The following is a 23,069-nucleotide window of genomic DNA, read 5'->3' on the forward strand; positions in this document are numbered from 1 at the left end:
TCCAACCTGGGCCGAGCAGGTGAGGGGGCCACGTGTCGCGGTCGAGCCTCATGCTGCCTCAACTACCCCCTCGCTGTGGGGCTGAAGCAGAATCCCAGCTCAGCCGGGGTGAACGCGGCGAGCGGGGGCGGTCAGGGCTGGCCGGGGCGCAACGCGACGAACAGTCCCTCGGCGTCCGCGGTGACGTCGCCCTCGGGATCGCGGATCGTCCCGACGAGGTAACGCTTGCGGCCTTCCTCCCGGTCGAAGTGGGCTTCCACCCGCAACTCCGGGCCGACAGGGGTGATCTTGCGGTAGTTGACGTGCAGGTAGGCGGTCCGGGAGGGGCTGCGACCGCCGGTGTTCGCCAGCCGGCCGAGCACCTCGTCGAACAGCAGCGGGAGGCTGCCACCGTGCGCCGCGCCGTTGCCGCCCAGGTAGAAGCGACCGAACACGACCCGGCCCGCTATCCGGCCGTCGCCCTCGACGTCGACGTGGAAGGCCGGCGCCAGTGCCTGCGCCCGGCCCGGAATGCCGCGCATCTGGCCGGTGAGCTGCTCGGACTCGCCCACGGTGAACGGGGTGAGCAGCCGGGTGATCTCCGCCAGGTTCTCCCGGGCCGTGCGGGCGACGTCCTCCGGTGGCCGGGCGCCGGTGATCGTCTCCTGCGCCGCGCGCAGCGCCTCGATCAGCCCGACGAACTCGGGGTGCTCCGCGGGCGACACGTCATGGCCCCAGGCATGTCCCGCCCTTGCCACCGCTTCCTCCAATCCTCGGGCCGCCCGCGAGGGCTCGCTGTCGTTGTCGTTGTCGGTGTCCGTCCCGCCGGCCCGGTCGCGAGGGCGATCAGGGCTGGCCGGGGCGCAACGCGATGAACAGTCCCTCGGCGTCGACGGTGAGGTCGCCCTCGGGGTCGTGGATCGTCCCGACCACGAAGCGCTTGCGACCCTCCACCCGGTCGACGTGGGCCTCGACGAGCAGCTCGGGGCCGACCGGCGTGATCTTGCGATAGTTGACGTGCAGGTAGGCGGTGCGGGAGGTGCCCCGCCCGCCGTCGTTCGCCAGCCGGCCCAGCACGTCGTCGAAGAACAGCGGGATGCTGCCGCCGTGCGCGGCGCCGTTGCCGCCCAGGTAGTAACGCCCGAGCACCAGGCGGCCCCGGACATGCTCGGTGCTGCTCTCGTCGACGTGGAGCACCGGCGCGAGCGCCTGGGCGTGGCCGGGCTCGGTGATCAGGTAGCCGGCGAGCTGCTCGGCCTCGCTCACGGTGAACGGAGCGAGCAACCGGATCACCTCCTCCAGCCCCTCCCGGGCCTTGCGGGCGACGTCCTCGGGCGGGCTGGCGCCGGTGATCGTGTCCTGGGCCGCGCGCAGCGCCTCGATGAGGTCGACGAACTCGCGGTGCTCCGCGGCCGACTTCTCGGCGCCGCCGGCATCTCTCCCGTCTGCCACCGTGTCCCTCCCGTCGTCGGGCCGCGCGCCCCGCGGCACGACCTTCCGTTCCACTTTTGCCTGCCTGGACGCCCGATGCCCGCACTCGGGGCGAGATGTCCGGCACAGCACGGCTGCGGGAGCCTGCCCGGGCCCTTCGGACGTGTTCCGTCCGAGCCGTCCACGTTCCGTGGCGACGTCGCACTAGAGTCCGCAGGTGTCGCGTAGCACAGGGCCGAGTGAGCTGCCCGGATGTGGACGTGTCGGCGTGGCGCCCCGTGTCGGCGGGCCCCGCGCGAACCAGATCGTTCTGTCGTGGGGGNGGGAGAATGACGTCTGAATCCGTCGGCGTCGGTCCGGCGGTCGGCGAAGCCGATGGGGGATTCGGTCGGCGCCGCGTCCCGCGGGCGGCCGTGGGGTACAACCCGGCGCTCGACGGGCTGCGGGCGCTCGCGGTCCTCGCGGTGCTCTGCTTCCACATGAACGCCCTGTCCGGCGGCTACCTCGGCGTCGACGTGTTCCTCGTGCTCAGCGGTTTCCTCATCACCGGCCTGCTGCTGGCCGAGCGGGACCGCACCGGCGCCGTCTCGCTGGGTCGGTTCTACGTGCGGCGGGCCTTCCGGCTGCTGCCGGCGTTCGGGGTCTTCGTCGCGGTCGGGGCAGTGCTCGTCGTCGCGGTGAAGACCCGTGCGGACCAGTGGGACTTCCTCGACAACGCGCTCACCTCGCTGCTCTACGTCAACAACTACTACCGGGTGTTCCGGCCGGACTCCGGCGGCGCGTGGTTCGGCCACACCTGGTCGCTGTCGCTGGAGGAGCAGTTCTACCTGATCTGGCCCGCGGTGCTGGTCCTGCTGTGCCGGCGCCCGGCGGCGCGGCGGCGGCTGCCGGCGATCCTCGGGGCCGCGGCCGTCGCCGTGTTCGCCTGGCGGGAGATCCTCATCGCCGCCGGGGTGGGCGACCCCCGGATCTACTTCGGCCTGGACACCCGGGCCGATGCGCTGCTGGTGGGAGCCGGTCTCGCCGCCTGGGGCTGGGCCGGCGCGAAGCTACCCACGTCGGCGGGTGCACGGGGCACCCGGCTGCGGCGGTTCGCCGGCGCGGTACGGATGGCCGGTCTCGCCGCCCGCCTGCGTGCCTCGTCCGGGACGCTGCTGGCGGTGGGCGGGCCGGTGGCGCTGGCTGCCCTGGTGGTGCTCGCCGTCACCGCTCCCGAGCCCGGAGACGGGATCACCGCGATGGACCTGGGTGGCTTCACCGGTGTCGCGCTGCTCGCCGGGCTGGTCATCTGCTCCATCGACCGGCGCCGCGACGCGCCGCTCGCGGTCGTGCTCGGCAGCGCGCCGATGGCCTGGTTCGGCCGGATTTCTTACGCGTTCTACCTGTGGCACTTCCCGGTCGCCGGCACCGTCCGGGACAGGCTCGGCGACCGGGTGGGCAGCCTGCCGCAGGTCCTGATCGCGATCGTGTTGAGCACGGCGCTCGCCGCCGGCTCCTACTACCTGGTCGAACGCCCGGCGCAGCGGCGGCGGCCGAGTTGGGCGGCGAGCCCTGCGGTCCCCGCCCAGCGCAGTCCCGGCCAGGCTGTCCCCGCCCCGGGGCAGGCAACCTAGACGGATCTAGACGAACTTAGAACGAACCTGGATGTTCGTGCGGCCGGCGGTTCCCGGCGCGGGTCGCCGTCATGGACGTGCCGCGCCGGGGTCGCCGATCTGCGGGGTGCGCCGATTTACTTGGGTGCCATCCGGATCGCGCCGTCGAGGCGGATCGTCTCGCCGTTGAGCATCGGGTTGACGATGATCTGGGTGGCGAGCAGTCCGTACTCGTCGGGAGAGCCCAGCCGGGAGGGGTGCGGCACCTGCTGGCCGAGGGAGATGCGGGCCGGCTCCGGCAGGGAGGCGAGCAGCGGGGTGTCGAACAGGCCGGGGGCGATGGTGACCACGCGGATCTTCAGGTTGGCCAGGTCGCGGGCGATCGGCAGGGTCATGCCGACGATGCCGCCCTTGGAGGCGGAGTAGGCCGCCTGGCCGATCTGACCGTCGAACGCCGCCACCGACGCGGTGTTGATGATGACGCCGCGCTCGCCCTCGATCTCCTCAACCTGGCTGATCCGCTCCGCCGCGAGCCGGATGACATTGAACGAGCCGATCAGGTTCACCCGCACGACCCGCTCGAAGAGGTCGAGCGGGAACGGCCCCTGCTTGCCCAGCGTCTTGGCGGCGTTGCCGATGCCCGCGCAGTTGACGGCGATCCGCAGCGGGCCGAGCTCGGCGGCCGCGTCCAACGCGGCGGTGACGTCCGCGGGCGAGGTGACGTCGCCGGGGCTGAAGCGCACGGCGCTGCCGAACTTCTCCGCGACCGCGGCGCCGTTGGAGCTCGGGAGGTCGAGCAGGACGACGCTCGCGCCGGCGTCGACGAGCCGGGTGGCGGTGGCGAGGCCGAGGCCGGACGCCCCGCCGGTCACCACTGCGACTGAATCCGCGATCTGCACGTGAGTTCCTCTCGGAAGGACGGTGGCCCGGGGCCGGCCAGGCCAGCTGGTGCGGCGGCCCGATCGTCGGCAGGTGGGACTCGCGACGAAGGGACCGACTAAAAGTATAAACAGTAAACTGTATTGCTTCGGCTGCGGTTGCCCCGGAGGGCGGCCGGCCGGGTGGGCGGGCCGGAATCCGCGTTCTGGTAGTTAACTTAGTGCTCTAATGGCGGGGTGTGCACCGTGGTCATCGATCCGTCGCGGCGCGCCGCGACGGATCGCCCCACGGCCGCGGCGGCACCCGCCGACACGCCGTCCCGGACGGGCCGCGCGGGCTGGCGAACGGACCGTCGACCACCTGACGTACGGTCCCACATCGCCTCGTTTGATGCCGCTGTCGGGCGAACAGCCCCGGGATCCGCCACCATCCCGCCAGCGAAAGGCTTGTGATCGAGACATGGCACACCGCACCCTCGACGACACCACGACCGGCACCTTCCCCCTGGCCGGCCACACCGTGCGCCGCCTCGGCTTCGGCGCGATGCGGATCTCCGGCGCCCGCAACGCCGAGGGGGTCCGCGACCGCGCGGAGGCCGTCGCGCTCACCCGCCGGGTGTACGAGCGCGGCGTCAACCTCATCGACACCGCCAACATCTACGGCTACGGCGAGTCCGAGGAGATCATCGCCGAGGCACTGCACCCCTATCCCGACGACCTGCTCATCACCACGAAGGCGGGCTTCCGGCCGGGAAAGGTCGCCCCGGGGGCGACGAGCCTGCCGCCGCTGGGCCGCCCCGAGCACATCCGGGCCGAGTGCGACAAGAGCCTGCGCCGGCTGCGGGTCGAGGCCATCGATCTTTACCAGGTACACGTCCCCGACCCGCAGGTGCCCTACGAGGACACCGTCGGGGCCTTCCTCGACCTCCAGCGGGAGGGGAAGGTCCGCCACATCGGCGTGTCGAACGTGACGCCCGAGCAGCTCGCGCTCGCCCGCTCGCTCGGCGAGGTGGTCAGCGTCCAGAACCGCTACAACGCCGGGGACCGCACGGCGGAGGCGGTGCTGGCCGTCTGCGAGCGCGACGGACTCGCGTTCCTGCCGTGGGCGCCGGTGCTGGTCGGCGCGCGCCTCGGCACGGTGCTCGACACCATCGCCGCCGCGCACGACGCGATCGCCGCGCAGGTCGCGCTCGCCTGGCTGCTGCGTCGTTCCCCGGTGCTGCTGCCGATCCCCGGCACGTCGAAGATTCGCCATCTCGACGCCAACGTCGACGCCGCCTGGGTGGAGCTCACCGACGACGAGGTCGCCGCAATCGGCGCCGCGACCGCCGCCGACTCCTCCACCAGCGCAGACTCCTCCACCACCGCCGGTGCCGGCGCCCCGGCGGGGCGCGGGGCCGGTCCACGGCAATGATCGGCGGCGCCGCCGCACGCGGCGGCGCCGCCGACTGATCCGCCCGCGGGTAGAACGCCGTCGCCGGCGCCCGGCCGGGGCCGGTAGTGCGGTTCCTACTGGTGGGCGTGCGGGTTGGGCGCGAGCTGACCGCGGGCGAGCTGGCCCAGGAAATCGGTGTTGTCGTAGAAGTGCTGGGTATCGGTGAGGCGCAGGTCGTCGGTCACATGGGCCACCGTCACGCCGTACATCTCAATGCGCTCGCCGGTGGGCTCGACTCCCTTGTAGGGGCCGCTGAAGGTACCCCAGTGTCGCCACTTGAAGGTGATCACGGGCGGCGGTGAGTAAACTTCCAGGACCTCCCAGAAGAAGCCACCGGGGAATGCCTCGTGAAACACGTGGTGCGACGATTCGAAGGACTCTTCGTTGGCCGAGTAGTACGGGTTCTCCCCGATCAGGACGTTGTAGCTGCCCCGCTCGGCCAGCTCGGCGCTGCCCACCTTGGGCCCGCCGTTGACGCTGACCTTGACCTTGTCGGCGACCATGCTGACCCACTCGGACGGGTTCTTCTTGTGGGACAGCTCCATCTCGAAGACCTGGACGACCCGCTCCACGATGTCGGCGAGCGAACCGGGCTCGTGGTGCACGGTGCGTTCCGCCGGCATGGTCTGGTGAGACAGGTGGTAGTCCGGGGGCTCCCCGTCGCGCCAGGTCACGCCCTGCGAGGCGGCGATCACCGCATCTCGACCCTGCACGTGCAGCGGCTGAGCCGCCGCGGCGTTGTCGGTCACGCCGTCGTCCTCCGATTGTCGGAACCGCGGAATTATGGGATCTGTGGCCGCGCGGACATCTCGCGGCCACTCTGCGGAGAAGATTGAGGCCGGTAATCGCCCCGGCCTGGGCGTCGATGACTGATCGACATGAACATCCTACATTTATGGATGAGTGGCCAGTAATAGGGGCGAAAGTCCGGTCGGGGGCAGCTACCCGCGGTAATCCAGGTGCGGGCTAGCATCCCGTGCTTCGCCGGGCGGTTCACCGAGATCCGCTCTTGATGTCTGGCATATTCCCTGCTCAGGCGGCTATGTCGCCATCCGCGGACAGTGCGCCGGGCAGCGTCCGGCCGCGCCGATGCAGAACCAGACGGGCACCGCGCGTGTCGAAGGTCGCCCACGGTGGCACCTTCGTCCTACCCGCGAATCAGGTAATGCGGCGTGGTTGCGGGTGCCGCGGCGGGCCGGCTGGCCCCCCGCCGGGAGGCGGTCCGGCCCCTGTCGGGAGGCGGTCCGGCCCCTGTCGGGAGGCGGTCCGGCCCGCCCCGGCCGGGCGGTCCGCCCCCGTCCACATCCTCGCCGACGGTCGATGACGCCGCGCCTCACGGCCACGTGGCACTCGTCATCGAATACCTAGTAAACTATGTCAACCTTCTAGGGGCTGAGGATCGTCGGGCGAGGCGGTCGCGATCGGCCTGGCGGTGCGGCGCATGGTTCCCGAGTCGGAGGCACCTCCCGGAATCGTCCGGATGCTGTCCGTATCGATCGCCGCGGTGGGCCGGGGGTGTGCGCGTCGCGCCGCGGCCCGGCATCATCAAAGAATACTTTGTTAACTACGTCGGCAGGTCATCTGCCGGCGCCTGGCGGCATGATGAGACGGGCGCGGCGGTCGTCGACAGGCCCCGCCATCAGGAGGAGAGCGGATGAAGATCGACGCAAACCTGTCGGACGACCTCGCGGCGACGCCGGCGGGCGCGGCGCGCATCGAGAAGGAGGGCTACGCCGGCATCTGGGTGGGGGAGACCCGCCACGACCCGTTCCTGCAGACGCTGCAGGCGACCAACGCGACCTCGACCGCGAGCGTCGGCACGTCGATCGCGATCGCCTTCGCGCGGACTCCGATGACGCTGGCCTACCTCGGCTACGACCTGGCCCAGTACAGCGAGGGCCGGTTCATCCTGGGCCTGGGCTCGCAGATCAAGCCGCACATCGAGAAGCGGTTCTCGATGACCTGGTCGCACCCGGCCGCCCGGATGCGCGAGCTGGTCCTGGCCACCCGGGCGATCTGGGACGCCTGGCAGAACGGCACCAAGCTCGCCTTCCGCGGCGACTTCTACACCCACACCCTCATGACGCCGTTCTTCGCGCCGTCGCCGCACCCCTACGGCCCGCCGCCGGTGTACCTCGCCGGCGTCGGCGAGGGCATGACCGAGGTCGCCGGCGAGGTGGCCGACGGCTTCTTCGTCCACCCGTTCAGCACGAAGAAGTACCTGGAGGAGGTCACCGTCCCGGCGCTGCTGCGCGGGCGGGCCAAGGCCGGCAAGGCCGATCTGGATGGTTTCGCGATCGCCGGGCCGTCGTTCGTGACGGTCGGGCGCACCGAGGAGGAGCTGGCGGCGGCGGTCTTCGGGACCAAGAAGCAGATCGCCTTCTACGCCTCCACCCCGGCCTACAAGGCCGTCCTCGACGTGCACGGCTGGGGCGACCTGCAGCCGGAGCTGACCAACCTGTCCAAGCGCGGCGAGTGGGACGGCATGGCCGACCTCATCACCGACGAGATCCTGCACACCTTCTCGGTCGTCGGCACGCCGGCGGAGGTCGGCAAGGGCCTCATCGCGAAGATCAGCGGCATCTACACCCGGACGGCCTTCTACGACACCTGGAAGGCCGACCCGGCGCTGTGGCCGCTGCTGCTCGACGCGACACGATGAGCCAGCCGGCCACGACGGACCGTCCCGCCGAGGCGGCCGTCGCATCCTTCGACCTGCGAGGTCGGGTCTCGCTCGTCACCGGGGGCAACGGTGGGATCGGCCTCGGCATCGCCGAGGCGCTGGCCGCCGCCGGGGCGGACGTCGTCGTTCTCGGTACGAACGAGCGCAAGAACGCCGCCGCGGAGCAGACCCTTGCCGCCCACGGCGGCAAGGTGCTCGCGCTGCGTTGCGATGTCGGCGACGAGGCGCAGGTCATCGACGCGTTCGAGCAGGCGGTGGGCGCGTTCGGGCGGATCGACTCCTGCTTCGCGAACGCCGGTATCGGCGGGGAGCCGATGCGCTTCACGGACCTGACCCTTGACCAGTGGCACCAGGTCCTGCGGATCAATCTGGACGGGGTGTTCCTCACCTTCCGCACCGCGGCGCGGCACATGGTCGCCGCCGGCGCGGGTGGCAGCCTCGTCGCGGTGTCGAGCATCATCGGGACCAACCGGGGCTTCGCGCGGACCCAGGCGTACGGCACGGCGAAGGCGGCGCTGTCCGGCCTGGTCCGAAGCTGCGCGGTGGAGCTGGGCCGCGACGGCATCCGGGTCAACGCGATTCTGCCCGGCTACATCCGCACCGCCCTGGCCGACGACCTGCTCGACGACGAGAAGTTCGCCGCCCGCTCGCTGCCGCGGCTGCTGGGCCGGCGCTGGGGCACCCCCGCGGACCTGGGCGGCATCGCCGTCTACCTGGCCTCGGAGGCGTCCCGCTACCAGACCGGCGAGCAGATCGTTGTCGACGGCGGCTACATCCTGTCCTGACCACACCGGGCCCCGACCCACCGGGCCCCGACCCCGCTCGCCCCCCGCGGCACATCTCCGCCGGGGGGGGCGGGTGGCCCGGGGACGCGGCCGCCGGTATCGGCCACCTCACGGCAGGGCGGTCGTGCCCGCTCGCCGCGCCCCCGGAGTCGGTCGACCGTGGACCCGCGCGGGCCGGCCACGGCAGGTCGACGGGCCCGCGCGAACCCCCGGCGGTTGTCGCCAAGTTAGTGTACTTAGTTTACTCTTATCGGGACTGGGGTCGGGAGACCCGAGGGCTGGTCGTTGTCGGACCGCCGAGGAGCTGTGCTGCACAGAGAAGGAGTCTGCCGTGGGCCACCGCTGCTTCGAGGTCGACGTCGCCGGTCGGGTCGCCCAGCTCGTGCTCAACCGGCCGGCCGCGCTCAACACCCTGTTGCCGGAGTTCTGGCGGGAGTTCCCCGACGCCGTCGCGCGGCTCAGCGACGCCGGTGACGTGCGGGCGCTGATCATCTCCTCGACCGGCCGGCACTTCTGCGCCGGGATGGACCTGTCCTCCTTCGAGCACACCGACCTGCTGCCCGGCGGCGACCCGGCGCGCGCCAACGCCGGCCGCAAGCGGCTGATCGCCCGGATGCAGGACGCCTTCACCGCGCTGGAGCGGGCCCGGATGCCGGTGCTCGCGGCCGTGCAGGGCGGCTGCCTCGGCGGCGGCCTCGACCTGATCACCGCCTGCGACCTGCGGTACGCCACCGCCGACGCCTTCTTCGTCGTCCAGGAGACCAACATCGGCATCACCGCCGACCTGGGCACCCTGCAGCGCCTGCCGACCCTCATCCCGGCCGGGGTGGCCCGGGAACTGGCCTACACCGGACGGCGCCTGCCGGCCGCGCGGGCCCGCGAGCTCGGCCTCGTCAACGAGGTGTTCGCCGACCACGACGCGCTGCTCGCGGGAGTCCGCACCGTCGCCGCCGAGATCGCCGAACGCAGCCCGCTGGCGGTGTGGGGCAGCAAGGAGAGCCTGCTCTACGCCCGCGACCACGGCGTCGCTGCCGGGCTCGACCAGATCGCGACCTGGCAGACCGGGGCCTTCCAGGCCGAGGAGGTCGCCGAGGCGCTGCGCGGGCGCGCGGGCGGGCGCGCCCCCGACTACCCGGACCTGCCGGCGGTTCCCCCGCTGTGACCGGCGCGTCGTCGCCCGACATCCGAACCCTTCCGAACGAGGAGCCGTCATGGTCGACGCCGATCCCGGTACCGATGATCTCCTGGTCGAGCGGGTGGACGGGGCCGCCGTCCTCACCCTGCACCGGCCGAAGGCGCGCAACGCCCTGACCGCCCGGCTGATCCGCGCCCTGCGGGCGGCGCTCGCCGCGGCGGACGCCGACGACGCGGTCGACGTCATCGTCCTCACCGGCGCCGATCCGGCGTTCTGCGCCGGCCTCGACCTCGGCGAGGTCGCTGGCAGCGGCGAGAACCTGCGCATGGCCCTGACCCGCCCGGGCGACGGCGGCCTGCCGCCCGGTCTGCCCTGGGAGCCGACCGGCAAGCCGCTGATCGGCGCGATCAACGGCCCGGCGATCACCGGCGGCTTCGAGCTGGCGCTGCACTGCGACATCCTCATCGCCTCGGAGAAGGCGGCGTTCGCCGACACCCATACCCGGGTCGGCGTCCTGCCGAGCTGGGGAATGAGTGTCCTTCTTGCGCGGGCGGTCGGCGAGCGTCGGGCGCTGCGGATGAGCCTGTCCGGAGAATTCCTCGACCCGGTGGCCGCCCGGGACGCGGGTCTGGTCAGTGAGGTCGTCCCGCACGACGACCTGCTGCCCGCCGCCCACCGCCTCGGCCAGCGCATCCGTGCGTCGGACCCGGCGACCCGGGTGGCGTTCCTCGCCTCCGCGCGGGCCATCGCGGCGCTGGGCACCGCCGACGCGCTGGCCGCCGAGTCGCGCGCCGCCGCCGCGTGGCTGGACCGCGGCTTCGACGCCGGCGGCGTCGCCGGTCGCCGCGCCGGCATCGTCGCCGGGAACCGGGGCCAGCTCGCCGCCACCCCCGCCGCGGACGGCACCTCCGCCACCTCCGCCACCTCCGCCACCCCCGCCGCGTCCGCCACCCCCGCCGCGTTCGGCTCGGGAGACGCGGGGTGACCGACGCCGACCCGCGGTTCCGCCCACCCGAGGCCACCGTCGCCCAGCCCTGGGACCGGGTCGCCGCCGAGCTGGCCCGCCACGGGCTGCACCTGGACACCGACGTCGCCCCCCGGCAGTTCGCCGGCGGCCTGGCGAACCTCAACTACCTGGTGTCCGTGGACGGCAGCCCAACCGTGCTGCGCTGCCCGCCGCCCGGGCCGTCGGCGGAGGGCGCCAACGACATGGCGCGCGAGTGGCGGGTGCTGCGCCAGCTCGGCGCGGGCTACCCGCTCGCCCCGCGCGGGGTGCACTTCTGCACCGACACCGGCGTCCTCGGCGCCCAGTTCCAGTTGCTGGAGTACCGCGACGGCGTCACCGTCGGCGCCACCGTGCCGCCCGCGCTCGCCGCGGCCGAGCCGCCCATGCCGCCCATGCCGTCCATGCCGTCCATGCCGTCCGAGCCGTCCATGCCGCCCGCGTCGTCCCGACCGCCCGCGTCGCCTGTGCGGCCCGCGTCGCCTGTGCGGCCCGATGGGCTCGGCCCGCCCGGCGCCGGCTCGGTCCCCGGGCGGCTGACCGCGACCCTGCTGGCGGCGATGGCCGCCCTGCATGCCCTGGACCCGGCGTCGGTCGGGCTTGGGGAGCTCGGTCGGCCCGGGGGGTTCCTCGGCCGGCAGGTGGAGGGCTGGGCGCGGCGGGCGGCCGCGGTGTACCCCGAGGGCCTGCCGGCCGCCGCCACGGCGGTGATCGGCTGGCTGCGCGACGCCGTCGCCGACGTGCCGGCGGGCGAGGTGCGGCTGATCCACTGCGACCTCAAGTTCGACAACATGCTCGTCGACCCGGTGACCCTCGCCCCGGTCGCCGTCCTCGACTGGGACATGGCGACCCGCGGCGACCCCCTGTTCGACCTGGCGGTGCTGCTGTCCTACTGGATCGAGCCGGATGACCCACCGGCCCTGCACGAGCTGCGCCAGGTGCCCTCGCTCGAACCCGGCTTCCCGCGGCGCGAGCAGGTCGCCGCGGCCTACTTCGCCGCGGCGGGCCGACCGCCGGCCGACCTCGGCTTCCACCTGGCGCTGGCCCGGCTGCGGCTGGCGATCGCCTGGATGCAGCTCCACCGGCGCTTCGCCGACGATCCGGTGGCCGGCCCGCGCTACGCCGGGTTCGCGCGGATCGCCGACGCCGTGCTCGGCTGGACTGCGGACCTCACCGCCACCCGCACCTGAGCCGCCTTGCACCTGACCTGCCTTGCACCTGAGCCGCCTTGCACCTGACCTGCCTTGCACCTGAGCCGCCCGGGGCCTGCCCCGCCGCGCCTGGCCCCGGCCGTCCTGGCGCACCAGGAACATTCCGACGAGACCGCAGGGAAGAATCATGATCGATTTCAGTCTGCCGCAGGAACTGGTGGATCTCCGCGAGCGGGTGCGGTCGTTCGTCGACAACGAGATCGTGCCGTTCGAGCGCGATCCGCGGCTGACCGCGCACGGCCCCACCGACGAGCTGCGCCAGGACCTCGTGGGGCTGGCGCGCAAGGCCGGCCTGCTGACCATCCAGGCACCAAGGAGGTTCGGCGGCCGGGAGCTCACCCACGTCGAGCAGGCGGTGGTCTACGAGGCGGCCGGCTGGTCGACGCTCGGGCCGGTGGCGATGAACTGCGCCGCCCCGGACGAGGCGAACATGGGGCTGCTGGCGAAGATCGCCGACCCGGAACAGCAGGAGGAGTTCCTGCGGCCGGTCATCGAGGGCGGGGCGCGCTCGGTGTTCGCGATGACCGAGCCCGGCGGCGCCGGCTCCGACCCGAACCAGTTGCTCACCGAGGCCGTCCGCGATGGCGACGACTACGTGCTCAACGGGCGCAAGTGGCTGATCACCGGGGCGAACGGCGCGCAGACCTGGATCATCATGGCTCGGCTGGCCCCCGGCGCCGACGGGCTGGGCGGCCCGACGCTGTTCCTCACCCGGGGGGACACACCCGGCATCGAGGTGGAGCGGGTCATGAACACCATGGACCGCAACTACGTCGAGGGACATGGCGTGGTGAACTTCCGTGACCTGCGGCTGCCCGCCTCGGCGGTGCTCGGCACGCCCGGCGACGCCTTCCGCTACGCCCAGCTCCGGCTCACCCCGGCCCGGTTGACGCACTGCATGCGCTGGCTGGGCGCGGCGGACCGGGCGCACAGCATCGCCGTCGAGCACGCCCGCACCCGCACGGCGTTCGGCCGGCCGATCGGGGAGCACCAGGGCGTCGGCTTCCAGCTCGCGGACAACGAGATCGCGCTGGACAACTGCCGGCTGGCGATCTGGCGCGCCTGCTGGCTGCTCGACCAGGGGGAGCAGGGCCGGCATGAGGCGTCGAAGGTCAAGTGCTACGTGTCCGAGGAGCTGTTCCGCGTCGCCGACCGCTGCGTGCAGGTCCTCGGCGGCATCGGCGTGACCGACGAGACCGTCGTCGAGATGATCTTCCGGGACATTCGGGCGTTCCGCCTGTACGACGGCCCGACCGAGGTGCACAAGCACGCCATCGCCCGGCGTCTCCTGCGGGCTCGGACACCTGCTCCGGCCGTCCCGGCGCCGGCCGCCTCCGGCGTCCCCACCGCCGGCTGAGCAGGCATCATGCGGGCGGGGACGGCATGATCCGAGCGGAGGACCCGTTTCACCCGAAGTCATGATCCATCCCGAAGCCGTGATCAACCCGCAAGCCGCGATCCACCTCGTCGGTGCGATCCACCCGAAGGAGCGATGATGCCCGACACCTCGACCCCCACTCCCGCGGCTGCGTACGGCCCGTTGCACGGCGTGCGGGTCATCGAGCTGGCCGGCATCGGCCCGGCGCCGTTCGCGGCCACGCTGCTCACCGAGCTCGGCGCGGACGTCATCCGGGTGGACAAGCCGGCCACCGTGGGCACGCAGCCCGACTGGCTGACCCGCGGTCGGCCGTCCATCGCGCTCGACCTGAAGAACCCCGACGACCACGCCGGGCTGCTGGAACTGCTCGACGCCGCGCACGTGTTCATCGAGGGCTACCGGCCGGGGGTCACCGAGCGGCTCGGCCTCGGCCCCGAGGCGCTGCTCGCCCGCAACCCCGCGCTGGTCTACGGCCGGATGACCGGCTGGGGCCAGGAGGGTCCCTGGTCGCGCTCCGCCGGCCACGACATCAACTACGTCGCGATCACCGGGGCGCTGGGCGCCATCGGCCGGGCGGGCGGGCCGCCGCAGGTGCCGCTGAACCTGGTCGGCGACTTCGGCGGCGGCGCGCTGTACCTCGTCGTCGGCATCCTCGCCGCGCTGCACGAGGCCCGCGACTCCGGCCGGGGGCAGGTCGTCGACTGTGCCATCGTCGACGGGGTGGCGTCGCTGTCGGCGATGATGTGGTCGATGATCTCCCGCAAGGAGTGGGGCGAGCCGCGGGGCACGAACATGCTGGACACTGGCCGGCCCTGGTACGACGTCTACGAGACCGCCGACGGCGGCTGGTTCTCCGTCGGCGCCATCGAGGCGCAGTTCTACGCCAAGCTCGTGGAGCTGCTGGGCCTGCCGGAGTGGGCGGACTTCCAGGACGACGCCAGCCGCTGGCCGCAGATGCGCGCGGCGTTCGCCGCCGTGTTCGCCAGCCGCACCCGGGCGGAGTGGGAGCAGGTGTTCGACGGCACCGACGCCTGCGCGGCGCCCGTGCTGAGCTGGTCGGAGGCTCGTGCGCACCCGCACCTGGCCGCCCGGGGGGTGTTCGTCGACCTGGGCGACGAGGTGGCCCCGGCCCCGGCGCCGCGCTTCTCCCGCACCCCGGGGCGGGTCGCCGAGATGGGGCCGGCCGTGGGCAGTTCCACCCTCGCTCAGGTGAGACAGGCCTGGGGCCTGGCCACCGCCGGCTGACGCAGGAGACGAATGTGAACAGCGTGCCGCCGCCGGCCGAGCCGACGACCTCGATTCTCGATCTGCTGGAGCTGGAGGAGCTGGACCAGGACCTCTACCGGGCCCTGACGGTGTTCCAGGACCCCTACTCCCTCTACGGCGGGCAGGTCGCCGCCCAGGCGCTGCTCGCCGCCGGACGCACGGTGCCCGCCGGGCGCGTCCCGCACTCCCTGCACGGCTACTACCTGCGCAGTGGGGACGCCTCTCGGCCGACGATCTTCCGGGTGGAGCGGGACCGGGACGGCCGGTCGTTCTCCGCCCGCCGGGTCGTCGCCGTCCAGGGCGGCAAGGTCATCTTCAACATGTCGGTGTCGTTCCAGGTCCCGGAGGACGGCGCCGACCATCAGGTCGACCCGATGCCCGACGCCGGCGCCCCGGACACGGCCGAACAGCTGCGCTTTGGTCGGCTGTTCTCGATCGAGGGCCGGCTGCCGAAGCAGCCCTACGAGGACTCCGGGTGGCCCACCCGGGTGTGGGCGCGCAGCACCGTCGCGCTGCCCGACGACCGGCTGCTGCACGCCTGCGTCCTGACGTACCTGTCGGACACCTTCACCGGCCTCGCGGCGTTCCCCGGCGGCGCGGCCCTCTCGGGCGCGAGCCTCGACCACGCCGTCTGGTTCCACCGGCCGATCCGGATGGACGACTGGGTGCTGCTCGACCTGGTCCCGAACTCGGCGGCGGGGGGACGCGGGCTGTACTCCGGCACGATCCACACCGCCGACGGGGTCCTCGGCGCGAGCCTGAGCCAGGAGGCGCTCTTCCGCGTCCACCGCGAGTCCAGCCGGCCGAGGCCGATGCCCCCGACGACGGGCTGACCCGACCGGGCCGGCGCCGCCCACGGTGCCCGAAGGCGCGGCGCCGGCGCTGGCGATCCGAGACGGCCGATCCGAGCGAAGGGCGGGCCCGTGTACCTCAACGGCGATCTGTATCTGCGTGACACCGAGGCCGAGGGCCGCACGGTGCTGGTGACCGAGCCCGCGCCGGGTGTGCGCGTGCTGACGATGAACCGGCCGCAGCGGCTCAACGCACTGTCCGGGGAGCTGATCCGCGACCTGCACCATGCCCTCGACGACGTGGCTGCCGACGAGGACTGCCGGGTCGTGGTCCTCACGGGCGCCGGGCGGGGGTTCTGCGCCGGCCTGGACCTGTTCAGCATGCCGGGCAGGCGGGCGGGCGAGGCCGACGCCTCCCCGCAGGCCCGCCTGCACACCCAACAGGCCATCGCCGCTCTCGTCCCCCGGCTGCGCAACCTCGCACAGCCGGTGATCGCCGCGGTGAACGGGCCGGCGGCCGGCGGCGGATTCGGCCTGGCGCTGGCCGCGGACATCCGGGTCGCCGCCACCTCCGCCCGGTTCAACGCCGCGTTCGTCCGCATCGGCCTGTCCGGCTGCGACATCGGGGTGAGCTGGCTGCTGCCCCGGCTGATCGGCGCCGGGCGGTCACACGAGCTGCTGCTCACCGGCCGGCTCGTCGACGCCGCCGAGGCGGAGCGGCTCGGCCTGGTCAGCCGGGTCGTCCCCGACGGCGAGACCCTCGACGCCGCCCTGGAGATCGCCGCCCAGATCACGGCGAACAGCCCGATGGGCGTGTGGATGACCAAGGAGGTGGCCTGGAGCCAGCTCGAGGTCGGCAGCCTGCAGGCCGGCATCGACCTGGAGAACCGCACCCAGGTCATGACCGCCTTCACCCGCGACCACACCGAGCAGATCTCGGCGTTCCGCGAGAAGCGCCCGCCGACCTACACCAACGGCTGAGTGCGGTCAGCGGTTGCGCCAGTGGGGGGTGCGCTTCTCGGCGAAGGCCGTGAGGCCTTCGAGCATGTCCTCGCTGAGAAGAAGATCGTCCATGGCGGGGGAGTCGTGGGCGACGGCGTCGTGGGGGTCGGTGATCCCGGCGGTCTCGTTCATGATCTGCAGGGAGACGCGTACCGAGGTGGGTGAACCGGCGAGGATCTCGGCGGCGAGCGCGCGGGCGCCGTCGAGGGCGGTGCCGGCGGGCACGATCCGGTTGACAAGGCCGTGGGCGTGGGCTTCGGCGGCGTCGAGGCGGCGGCCGGTGAGGATCATCTCGGTGGCGAGCTTCGGCGGCAGGGCGCGGGGGAGGCGGACCAGGCCGCCGGCGCCGGCGACGAGGCCGACACGGACCTCGCTCAGGGCGAACCGGGCGGTGGTGTCGGCGACGACGAGGTGGCAGGCGAGGGCGATCTCGCAGCCGCCGCCGAGGGCGTAGCCGTTGACGGCGGCGATGACGGGTTTGGTCATGTCCCGGCGGCTGGTGAGCCCGGCGAAGCCGGTCAGCGGCACCGAGCCGCGTTTGCCGCTGGCTGTCCAGACCAGGTCGTTGCCGGCGCTGAACGCCTTGTCCCCGGCACCGGTGATGATCGCGACCCACAGGTCGGGGTCGGCGAAGTAGGCGTCGAAGACCTCGGCCAGCTCGGTGTTCGCCGGCGGATGCAGCGCGTTGCGGGCCTGCGGCCGGTTGATGGTGACCTCGAGCAGGTGGCCGTCTCGGCGGACGAGGATGTGCTCGTAGCTGTCGCGGAAACCAGGGCTGCGGGTGGGTAGCAGGGCGGTCAGGGCGGCGCGGCTGACGGCGGCCCGGTTGCCGTCCGCGGTGGCGCGCACGAAGATCCGTTCCCCGAACGGGGACTCGCCGGCCAGCAGATCGAGCAGGTCGGTGTCGCCGCGCACGGTGGTGGCGAGGAAGCGCCGGTGGTCGTGGTCGAGGCGGCCGACGAGGATGCCGGTGCGCCGTCCGTCGCGGCCGTGGGTGATGGTGAACGTCTCGATCGTCGCCGGGCCGTCGGCGCGGGTCGCCACCTCGACGGGCTCCCAGGAGTTGACCTCCGCCTGCAGGGTGGCGCTGCCGTCGGGCCGCCAGGGCGTGGGGGTGGTGGTGTAGACGCCGACGGAGTACTTCGACAGCGAGCCGCCGTTGGCGCCGACGAGGCCGTGGCCGCCGGTGGCGCGCAGGCGGGTGACGGTCTCGGCGATGGCGTGCATCGAGTAGTTGTTGCCGGCGCCACCGAAGAACGGCAGGCCGCCGGTGAGGGTGAACCCGCGGGGGTCGTCGGGGGAGAGGCCGAGGCCGTCGAGGATGTTGAACACGGCGATGGGGAAGCAGCTGTACAGGTCGAAGGTGCTGATCTCGTCGAGGGCGCGGCCGGCGACGTCGAGGGCGTGGCGGACGGCCAGCACCGCGGCGGGACTGGCCGACAGGTCGGCGCGGGCGAGCAGGTCACGTTCGCGCAGGTCGGCGTGGCCGGCGAGGAAGATCCGTTTTTCGGGTGGGACGCCGAGGCGGCGGGCGGTGCCGGCGGAGGTGAGCAGGACGGCGGCGCCCTGGTTGACCTGGTCACGGGCGACGACGAACCGTGGGTAGGGATCGGCGATTATCCGGTTGCGTTCGGTGACGGTGGCGAGTTCGGTGGCGTCGCGTTCGACGGGGGCGGCGGCGTAGGGGTTGGCGGCGGCGACCGTCGTGAACGGGGCGAACAGCGCGCCCATGGCGAGGGCGTAGTCGGCGCGGGACAGCTTCAGTCGGGCGCGCCGCGCGTTCTCGAACAGCGCGTACTGGCTGGGCGCGCCGAGCAGGCCGTGGGCGGCGTGGTAGCGCGACGACAGCCCGGCCAGCCCGTAGCCGCGGTCGTCGAGCTGGCCGCCGACGTGCTCGGTGAAGTCGGGCCGGTCGGGGGCGTCGGCGAGTGCCCGCGTGGTGGAGATCGCCTCCGAGCCGACCAGGAGCACGACGTCGGGTCCGGTGCCGGTCGCGATCGCGGCGGCGANCTCGTTGACGAGGTGCTGGGGCGACTGGCCGCCGACGACCTCCAGCACGGCGTGCGCCGGGTCGGCGCCGAGGCGGGCGGCGACCGAGCGCGGGTAGTTGTCCGACCGGCCCAGCGGGGCCTTCGCCCGCGGGCCGGAGATCTCGAACTGGCGGACCCCGGCGATCGTGTCGATCGCGGCCGGATCGATGCCGGCATCCTCGAGCGCCCGCCGGGCCGCCGCCGCCGCCAGCTCCACCGCGGACAGCCGCGCGTAGCCGGGCTGGCCGGGCTGCTCGGCGTGCTGGCCGACCCCGACCAGCACCGGGGTCGCGGGATCAAGACCGTCGAGGGCGCTCATCGCTTCTCCTGGTTGTGCCGAACGTGGCTGGTCACTCTGCCTGCGCGGACGGGCGCGGGCCGATCCCGCGTCAAGGCACGGGTGGAGCGGTTCGCGGCGCTTCGAGGACGCCCGCGGCGACCAGCTCGTCCACCTCCGCGGGGGACAGCCCGAGCAGGCGTTCGGCCAGCTCGCGGGTGTGCTCGGCGACCAGCGGCGCCGGGCCGACGAGCGGGTCGGCGACGTCCCGGTAGTGGGCCGCACCGCCCAGCGTCAGCAGCGGCGGCGGAAGCTGGGGCTGGTCCTGCTCGACGAGGAGGCGCCGGGCGGCGAGCTGCGGATCGGCCGGCAGCTCGTGCACCCGCAGCATCTGCCCGGCGGGCACGCCGTGTTCCTGCAGCCGGCGGGCGGCCTGCGCCGGGGTGCGGGCCGCGGTCCAGCGGCCCACCACGGCGTTGATCTCCGCCCGGTGGGCGTCGCGGCCGGCCGCGGTGGCGAACCGGGGGTCGTCCCGCCACCGCGGCTCGCCCACGACGTCGGCGAGCCGGCCGAACGTCCCGTCGCCGTCGCCGCCGGCGTTCACGTCGACGACGCACCACTCGTCGTCCCCGGCGCAGGCGAACAGCCCGCGTGGGGCGTCGCCGCGCCGGTCGTTGCCCTCCGCGCGGACCGACCCCGGGCGCAGGTACTCCTCGGCGAGACCGACCCCCATCTGGTAGAAGATCGTCTCGATCTGGGCGGCACTCATCGTGCCGCCGCGGCCGGTGCGCCGCCGGCGCAGCAGCAGCGCCAGCACCGCCACCGCGCTCACCCTGGCGGCGACATGATCGGGGTAGATCGTGATCGCGTCGCAGAACCCGTCCGGGAGGTCCGGGTAGCGCCACAGCTTGCTGAGACCGGCGGTGGCCCGCACCAGCGGCCCGTAGCCGAGGCGGCGGCTCCACGGCCCGGTCGAGCCGAACGCGCTGCTGTCAGCGACGATGATCCCCGGGTTCACCCGGGCGAGCTCGTCGTAGCCGAGTCCGAGCGACTCCATCGTGCCGGGCTTGAAGTTCGACAGCACGACGTCGGCGGACGCGGCCAGCCGCAGGAAGATCGCCTGGCCACGCGGGTCGCGCAGGTTCAGCCCGAGGCTCGACTTGTTGCGATGGCCCCAGGCGAAGCTCTCGCTGATCTCCCCGCCGCTGCGGTTCTGCCGCGAGCCGTCCGGGAACGCCCTGTTCTCGACCTTGATGACCTCGGCGCCGTGATCGGCGAACAGCCGACCCAGTTCCGCCCCGACGACGATCACCCCGAGGTCGAGCACCCGCAGCCCGGCGAACGGATGGCGTGGTGCCGCCGCCGCACCGGCTGGGACGTCCGCTCGCCCGGTGTCCGGCCCCGAGAGCGCGGTAGGGAGCCCTGGGACGCCGGCGCCCGGGCCCGGGGCGGCCGCCGTGGTCGCGGCGGTGGCGAGGACCGTGGGGTCGCACTCGCCGAGCGGCGGCGGGCCGTACCGCCGGCCGGCCCGGACGCCGTCGATCTCCACCAGGCCGTCGGCGACGGGCACCGTCACGCCCGGGGCGACCTCGACGGGCACGAAGGTCCCCCGCGCGCGGACGTGCTCGCCGGCCACCGTCGCGGCGGCGTCGAGCAGGGCGGCGGCGGGCACGCCGAACCCGATCGACTCGGCCACGATCGTCTCCATGGTGCGCTCGACGAACAGCTTCCCGATCAGCGGATAAAGCTCGCCGGCGGCGGCGAAGCGGACGCCGATGTTGTCATATTTCGGATCGGCGAACTGGGCCGGCTCGCCGAGCCAGCGGAACATCCCCTGCCACTGCCGCGCCGCGAGCAGGCAGATCCGCACCCAGCCGTCGGCCGCCGGGAAGATCGGGTACAGGTGGCGGGCGTCGGGTCGCCCCCGCGGGAGGTCGCGCACCGTCGCCCCCGCGCGGGCGCTGCCCGAGATGCCGTAGCCCGGGTCGAGGACCTGGGCGACCGCGGTGAGCACCGAGAAGTCGACGACGTCGCCGCGCCCCGTGTCCAGCCGGCTGGCGTACGCGACCAGCGCGGCCCAGGCGGCCTGCGCGGCGGCGCACTCGTCGGCCAGGAACGCCGGCGGCAGCAGCGGCGGCAGGCCGGGCAGACCCGAGCGGGACAGCAGGCCGCCGATCGCCACGTGCACGTCGCTGCTGCCCGTCCAGTCCCGGTACGGACCCGTCAGCCCGAAATCGGTGATGGAGACGACGACGAGGCCCGGGTGGGCGGCCAGCAGGCCCTCGGGGTCGAGGCCAAGCGCCGCCTGCCGGTCCGGACGGGCGGTGTGCAGCAGGATGTCCGCGGTCGTCGCCAGCGTGCCCAGGAGCTCCCGACCCGCCGCCGTGGTCAGGTCCACCACCACGCCGCGCTTGTTGATCGAGTGGACCGCGAACGACAGGCTCGTCCCGTCCTCGGTGAACGGCCCCACCCGTCGCGACGCCGCGCCGCCCGGCGGTTCGATTCGCAGCACCTCGGCGCCGAGGTCGGCCAGGTAGCGGCCGGTCGACTCGCAGCGGCCGTCCGCCAGGTCCAGCACCCGCACCCCCGCCAGCGGTAGGTCCACGCCGGGGGGCCCAGTTCGACCGGTCATGGGGTCTCCCTTCGCCGCGCCGGCGGTGCGAACCGCGCGCGGCTGCCTGGCCGCTCGGCTGGCAGGAGGTCTGAGCGGGGACGAATCCCCGCCTGCCGGCCGAGCCGTCGCTCGATCGTGTGCGCCGGATCCAGCGAACACCCGGTAGTCGCGTCGACGCCATTGCGTTGCGTGCCGACTGGGCGTGCCACCGGACGCACGGTGGCGCGCCGCCGGCTCGCCCCCCCGATCGTGGTCCCCCATCGGCCGGCGGAATCCGTGGAACTACTGACCAAAAGGTGAGGTGACTAGGAACGGCCTCTTTGTCATAGCCGAGATGGGCTACGGAACGAGTCGCATTGCCGTTTTCTGACTAAAAAGGATGTGGTCACAACGGTGTGGCCCTCTCCTGTTGGCCGGACGTTCATCCAGCGCTGCCACCCTCTGCTCGGCGCGCCGGATGCTCACGTGCGGCGCGGCGGTCATCGAAAGGATCGACATGGGGGATCACGAGCACCGGGCGGATCGTCGCGGTGGGCGTCGGCGTCCGGGCCCGGCCGCCGCGGCCGGTGGGCTGACGCCGCCCGACACCGCGGCGCCGGCCGTGCTGGCGCCCGCGCGATGACCGGGTCGCTCATCGTCGGGGTCGACGCCGGCTGCGCCTCCCTGCACGACGCCGACCTGCTGATCCACCGGCTGGTGGAGCTGCTGGACCTGCCGGGGGACACCGTCGCCTGCACCCACCTCGTCGACGCGCACCGTGTACACGTGGCCCTGTCGTTCGCGCTGCCGCCGACGTGGCGCGAGCCGGGCAGCTGGCGGCGCGTGGCGCACCTTGCCGGTGAGCTCGCGATCGTGGAGCTGGCGGCGGCCCGACGCGCCGCCGCGGCCGCGCTGGTCGGGGCAGACCCGGTCGGGGGGCACCCGATCGGGGGACACCTGGTCGCGGGACACCTGGTCGGCGGGCTTGACAGCGCCGGCGCGCCCGGTGCGGTGGCCGGGCCGATGGTCGAGTTCCTCGGCATCGGTGCGCTGGTCTCGGGGCCGGTGGGGCTGGCCTGCGGGGCTGAGCGGATCGGGCCGCCCGAGCTCGCGGACGGCGCCGCGCAGGCCGTCGCGGACCACGCCGGCCGGCAGGGCGGGCGAGCCGTCGTCTACCCGGGGGTCGGCCGACTGCGCGGCACCGTGCTGGTGGAGACCGTGCTCGGGCAGACCGCGGTGGGCCGGGTCGTCGTGCCCACCGGGCAGGCGGAGCCCCGCCGGTCGGACCTCCTGCGCACCCGCAACCACGTGCGACCCGTCTGGCGCGACGGCGTGCTCACCCTCGTCGCCGCCGCCGAGCGCGGCCGGGTGTTCACGCCCTCCGAGGTGCCCCACCCGACCCCGGTGGGCGGCCGCTGACGCGGGCGAGCGGACGCGCGGACACCCCCGCCGCCGGCCCCGTACTCGGCGTGCGATTTCCGGCGCGGAAGAACCGCCGGTAAGGCGGTCGTCATTACCTTTTCGGGGTGGCCGCCGGTGCACTTTCGGCCAATCGTCAATGGGATCCGGTCGCAGTTTTCCCATTGCCCGTTTTCGCATT

General features: G+C 73.4%; 18 protein-coding genes and 1 pseudogene. 12 read left to right on the forward strand and 7 right to left on the reverse strand.

Annotation, left to right across the window (positions count from 1 at the left end; genetic code table 11):
• Positions 1 to 131 precede the first annotated feature (131 nt).
• Both FF36_RS10470 and FF36_RS10475 read right to left on the reverse strand, forming a co-directional pair.
• Entirely contained in the window at positions 132 to 737 is a 606-nt protein-coding gene (locus FF36_RS10470; RefSeq protein ID WP_236705370.1) for a PaaI family thioesterase, read from the reverse strand.
• Between the two features lie 88 nt (positions 738 to 825).
• Positions 826 to 1,431: a PaaI family thioesterase gene (locus FF36_RS10475; RefSeq protein WP_044884897.1), complete on the reverse strand. Its 606-nt coding sequence runs from the start codon at positions 1,429 to 1,431 to the stop codon at positions 826 to 828.
• 458 nt (positions 1,432 to 1,889) lie between these two features.
• On the opposite strand from FF36_RS10475, the gene FF36_RS10480 reads away from it, so the two are divergent.
• On the forward strand, positions 1,890 to 3,023 hold the full coding sequence (locus tag FF36_RS10480; RefSeq protein WP_242422424.1) for an acyltransferase family protein: 1,134 nt from the start codon (positions 1,890 to 1,892) through the stop codon (positions 3,021 to 3,023).
• A 116-nt stretch (positions 3,024 to 3,139) separates the two neighbouring features.
• Here the strand turns inward: FF36_RS10480 and FF36_RS10485 are convergent, their stop codons facing one another.
• On the reverse strand, positions 3,140 to 3,901 hold the full coding sequence (locus FF36_RS10485; protein ID WP_044884822.1) for a 3-hydroxyacyl-CoA dehydrogenase: 762 nt from the start codon (positions 3,899 to 3,901) through the stop codon (positions 3,140 to 3,142).
• A gap of 439 nt (positions 3,902 to 4,340) precedes the next feature.
• Here FF36_RS10485 and FF36_RS10490 point away from each other — a divergent pair, with 439 nt between their 5' ends.
• Complete coding sequence (locus tag FF36_RS10490; RefSeq protein WP_044884823.1) at positions 4,341 to 5,294, forward strand: aldo/keto reductase; 954 nt, start codon at positions 4,341 to 4,343, stop codon at positions 5,292 to 5,294.
• 95 nt (positions 5,295 to 5,389) lie between these two features.
• Here FF36_RS10490 and FF36_RS10495 read toward each other — a convergent pair whose 3' ends face one another.
• Positions 5,390 to 6,064 carry a nuclear transport factor 2 family protein gene (locus tag FF36_RS10495; protein WP_044884824.1) on the reverse strand — a complete coding sequence of 225 codons (675 nt, stop codon included), beginning with the start codon at positions 6,062 to 6,064 and terminating at the stop codon, positions 5,390 to 5,392.
• A 905-nt stretch (positions 6,065 to 6,969) separates the two neighbouring features.
• Between FF36_RS10495 and FF36_RS10500 the strand changes: the two genes are divergently transcribed.
• The 9 genes from FF36_RS10500 (at position 6,970) to FF36_RS10540 (ending at position 16,548) form a co-directional block, all read left to right on the forward strand.
• Positions 6,970 to 7,977 carry a TIGR03617 family F420-dependent LLM class oxidoreductase gene (locus FF36_RS10500; protein ID WP_044884825.1) on the forward strand — a complete coding sequence of 336 codons (1,008 nt, stop codon included), beginning with the start codon at positions 6,970 to 6,972 and terminating at the stop codon, positions 7,975 to 7,977.
• Positions 7,974 to 8,783, forward strand: coding sequence for an SDR family NAD(P)-dependent oxidoreductase (locus tag FF36_RS10505; RefSeq protein WP_044884826.1), 810 nt, complete (start codon positions 7,974 to 7,976; stop codon positions 8,781 to 8,783). Before FF36_RS10500 ends, FF36_RS10505 begins: the two co-directional genes overlap by 4 nt.
• A gap of 331 nt (positions 8,784 to 9,114) precedes the next feature.
• Positions 9,115 to 9,945 carry an enoyl-CoA hydratase-related protein gene (locus tag FF36_RS10510; protein ID WP_044884827.1) on the forward strand — a complete coding sequence of 277 codons (831 nt, stop codon included), beginning with the start codon at positions 9,115 to 9,117 and terminating at the stop codon, positions 9,943 to 9,945.
• A gap of 49 nt (positions 9,946 to 9,994) precedes the next feature.
• Complete coding sequence (locus FF36_RS10515) at positions 9,995 to 10,903, forward strand: enoyl-CoA hydratase (protein WP_063870381.1); 909 nt, start codon at positions 9,995 to 9,997, stop codon at positions 10,901 to 10,903.
• Positions 10,900 to 12,111 (forward strand): phosphotransferase family protein, encoded by a 1,212-nt coding sequence (locus FF36_RS10520; protein WP_044884828.1) that lies wholly within the window; start codon positions 10,900 to 10,902, stop codon positions 12,109 to 12,111. The genes FF36_RS10515 and FF36_RS10520 overlap by 4 nt, the downstream gene beginning before the upstream one ends.
• A gap of 148 nt (positions 12,112 to 12,259) precedes the next feature.
• On the forward strand, positions 12,260 to 13,489 hold the full coding sequence (locus FF36_RS10525; RefSeq protein ID WP_044884829.1) for an acyl-CoA dehydrogenase family protein: 1,230 nt from the start codon (positions 12,260 to 12,262) through the stop codon (positions 13,487 to 13,489).
• 138 nt (positions 13,490 to 13,627) lie between these two features.
• A complete protein-coding gene (locus tag FF36_RS10530) occupies positions 13,628 to 14,755 on the forward strand; it encodes a CaiB/BaiF CoA transferase family protein (RefSeq protein ID WP_044884899.1) in 1,128 nt (375 codons plus the stop codon).
• 14 nt (positions 14,756 to 14,769) lie between these two features.
• Positions 14,770 to 15,609 (forward strand): acyl-CoA thioesterase, encoded by an 840-nt coding sequence (locus tag FF36_RS10535; protein WP_044884830.1) that lies wholly within the window; start codon positions 14,770 to 14,772, stop codon positions 15,607 to 15,609.
• Between the two features lie 90 nt (positions 15,610 to 15,699).
• A complete protein-coding gene (locus FF36_RS10540) occupies positions 15,700 to 16,548 on the forward strand; it encodes an enoyl-CoA hydratase/isomerase family protein (protein ID WP_082121815.1) in 849 nt (282 codons plus the stop codon).
• A gap of 6 nt (positions 16,549 to 16,554) precedes the next feature.
• Here the strand turns inward: FF36_RS10540 and FF36_RS10545 are convergent.
• The 3 genes and pseudogenes from FF36_RS10545 to FF36_RS10550 all read right to left on the reverse strand — a co-directional run.
• A partial coding sequence (locus FF36_RS10545) for an enoyl-CoA hydratase-related protein (RefSeq protein WP_242422420.1) occupies positions 16,555 to 18,578 on the reverse strand: 2,024 nt, incomplete at its 5' end.
• Position 18,579: 1 nt separating this feature from the next.
• A pseudogene (locus FF36_RS37640) lies at positions 18,580 to 18,918 on the reverse strand (acetyl-CoA acetyltransferase); the annotation flags it as partial.
• A 70-nt stretch (positions 18,919 to 18,988) separates the two neighbouring features.
• Positions 18,989 to 21,508 (reverse strand): CaiB/BaiF CoA-transferase family protein, encoded by a 2,520-nt coding sequence (locus FF36_RS10550; protein WP_242422421.1) that lies wholly within the window; start codon positions 21,506 to 21,508, stop codon positions 18,989 to 18,991.
• A gap of 600 nt (positions 21,509 to 22,108) precedes the next feature.
• Here FF36_RS10550 and FF36_RS10555 point away from each other — a divergent pair.
• Positions 22,109 to 22,888, forward strand: coding sequence for a hypothetical protein (locus FF36_RS10555; protein ID WP_044884833.1), 780 nt, complete (start codon positions 22,109 to 22,111; stop codon positions 22,886 to 22,888).
• Positions 22,889 to 23,069 lie beyond the last annotated feature (181 nt).

Source organism: Frankia torreyi (assembly GCF_000948395.1).
Classification (GTDB): domain Bacteria; phylum Actinomycetota; class Actinomycetes; order Frankiales; family Frankiaceae; genus Frankia; species Frankia torreyi.

Coding starts and splice junctions, on each gene's coding strand:
- FF36_RS10525 (WP_044884829.1), top strand. CDS start 12,260: ATGATCGATTTCAGTCTGCCGCAGGAACTGGTGGATCTCCGCGAGCGG.
- FF36_RS10530 (WP_044884899.1), top strand. CDS start 13,628: ATGCCCGACACCTCGACCCCCACTCCCGCGGCTGCGTACGGCCCGTTG.
- FF36_RS10550 (WP_242422421.1), bottom strand. CDS start 21,508: ATGACCGGTCGAACTGGGCCCCCCGGCGTGGACCTACCGCTGGCGGGG.
- FF36_RS10515 (WP_063870381.1), top strand. CDS start 9,995: ATGGTCGACGCCGATCCCGGTACCGATGATCTCCTGGTCGAGCGGGTG.
- FF36_RS10490 (WP_044884823.1), top strand. CDS start 4,341: ATGGCACACCGCACCCTCGACGACACCACGACCGGCACCTTCCCCCTG.
- FF36_RS10555 (WP_044884833.1), top strand. CDS start 22,109: ATGACCGGGTCGCTCATCGTCGGGGTCGACGCCGGCTGCGCCTCCCTG.
- FF36_RS10480 (WP_242422424.1), top strand. CDS start 1,890: ATGAACGCCCTGTCCGGCGGCTACCTCGGCGTCGACGTGTTCCTCGTG.
- FF36_RS10500 (WP_044884825.1), top strand. CDS start 6,970: ATGAAGATCGACGCAAACCTGTCGGACGACCTCGCGGCGACGCCGGCG.
- FF36_RS10505 (WP_044884826.1), top strand. CDS start 7,974: ATGAGCCAGCCGGCCACGACGGACCGTCCCGCCGAGGCGGCCGTCGCA.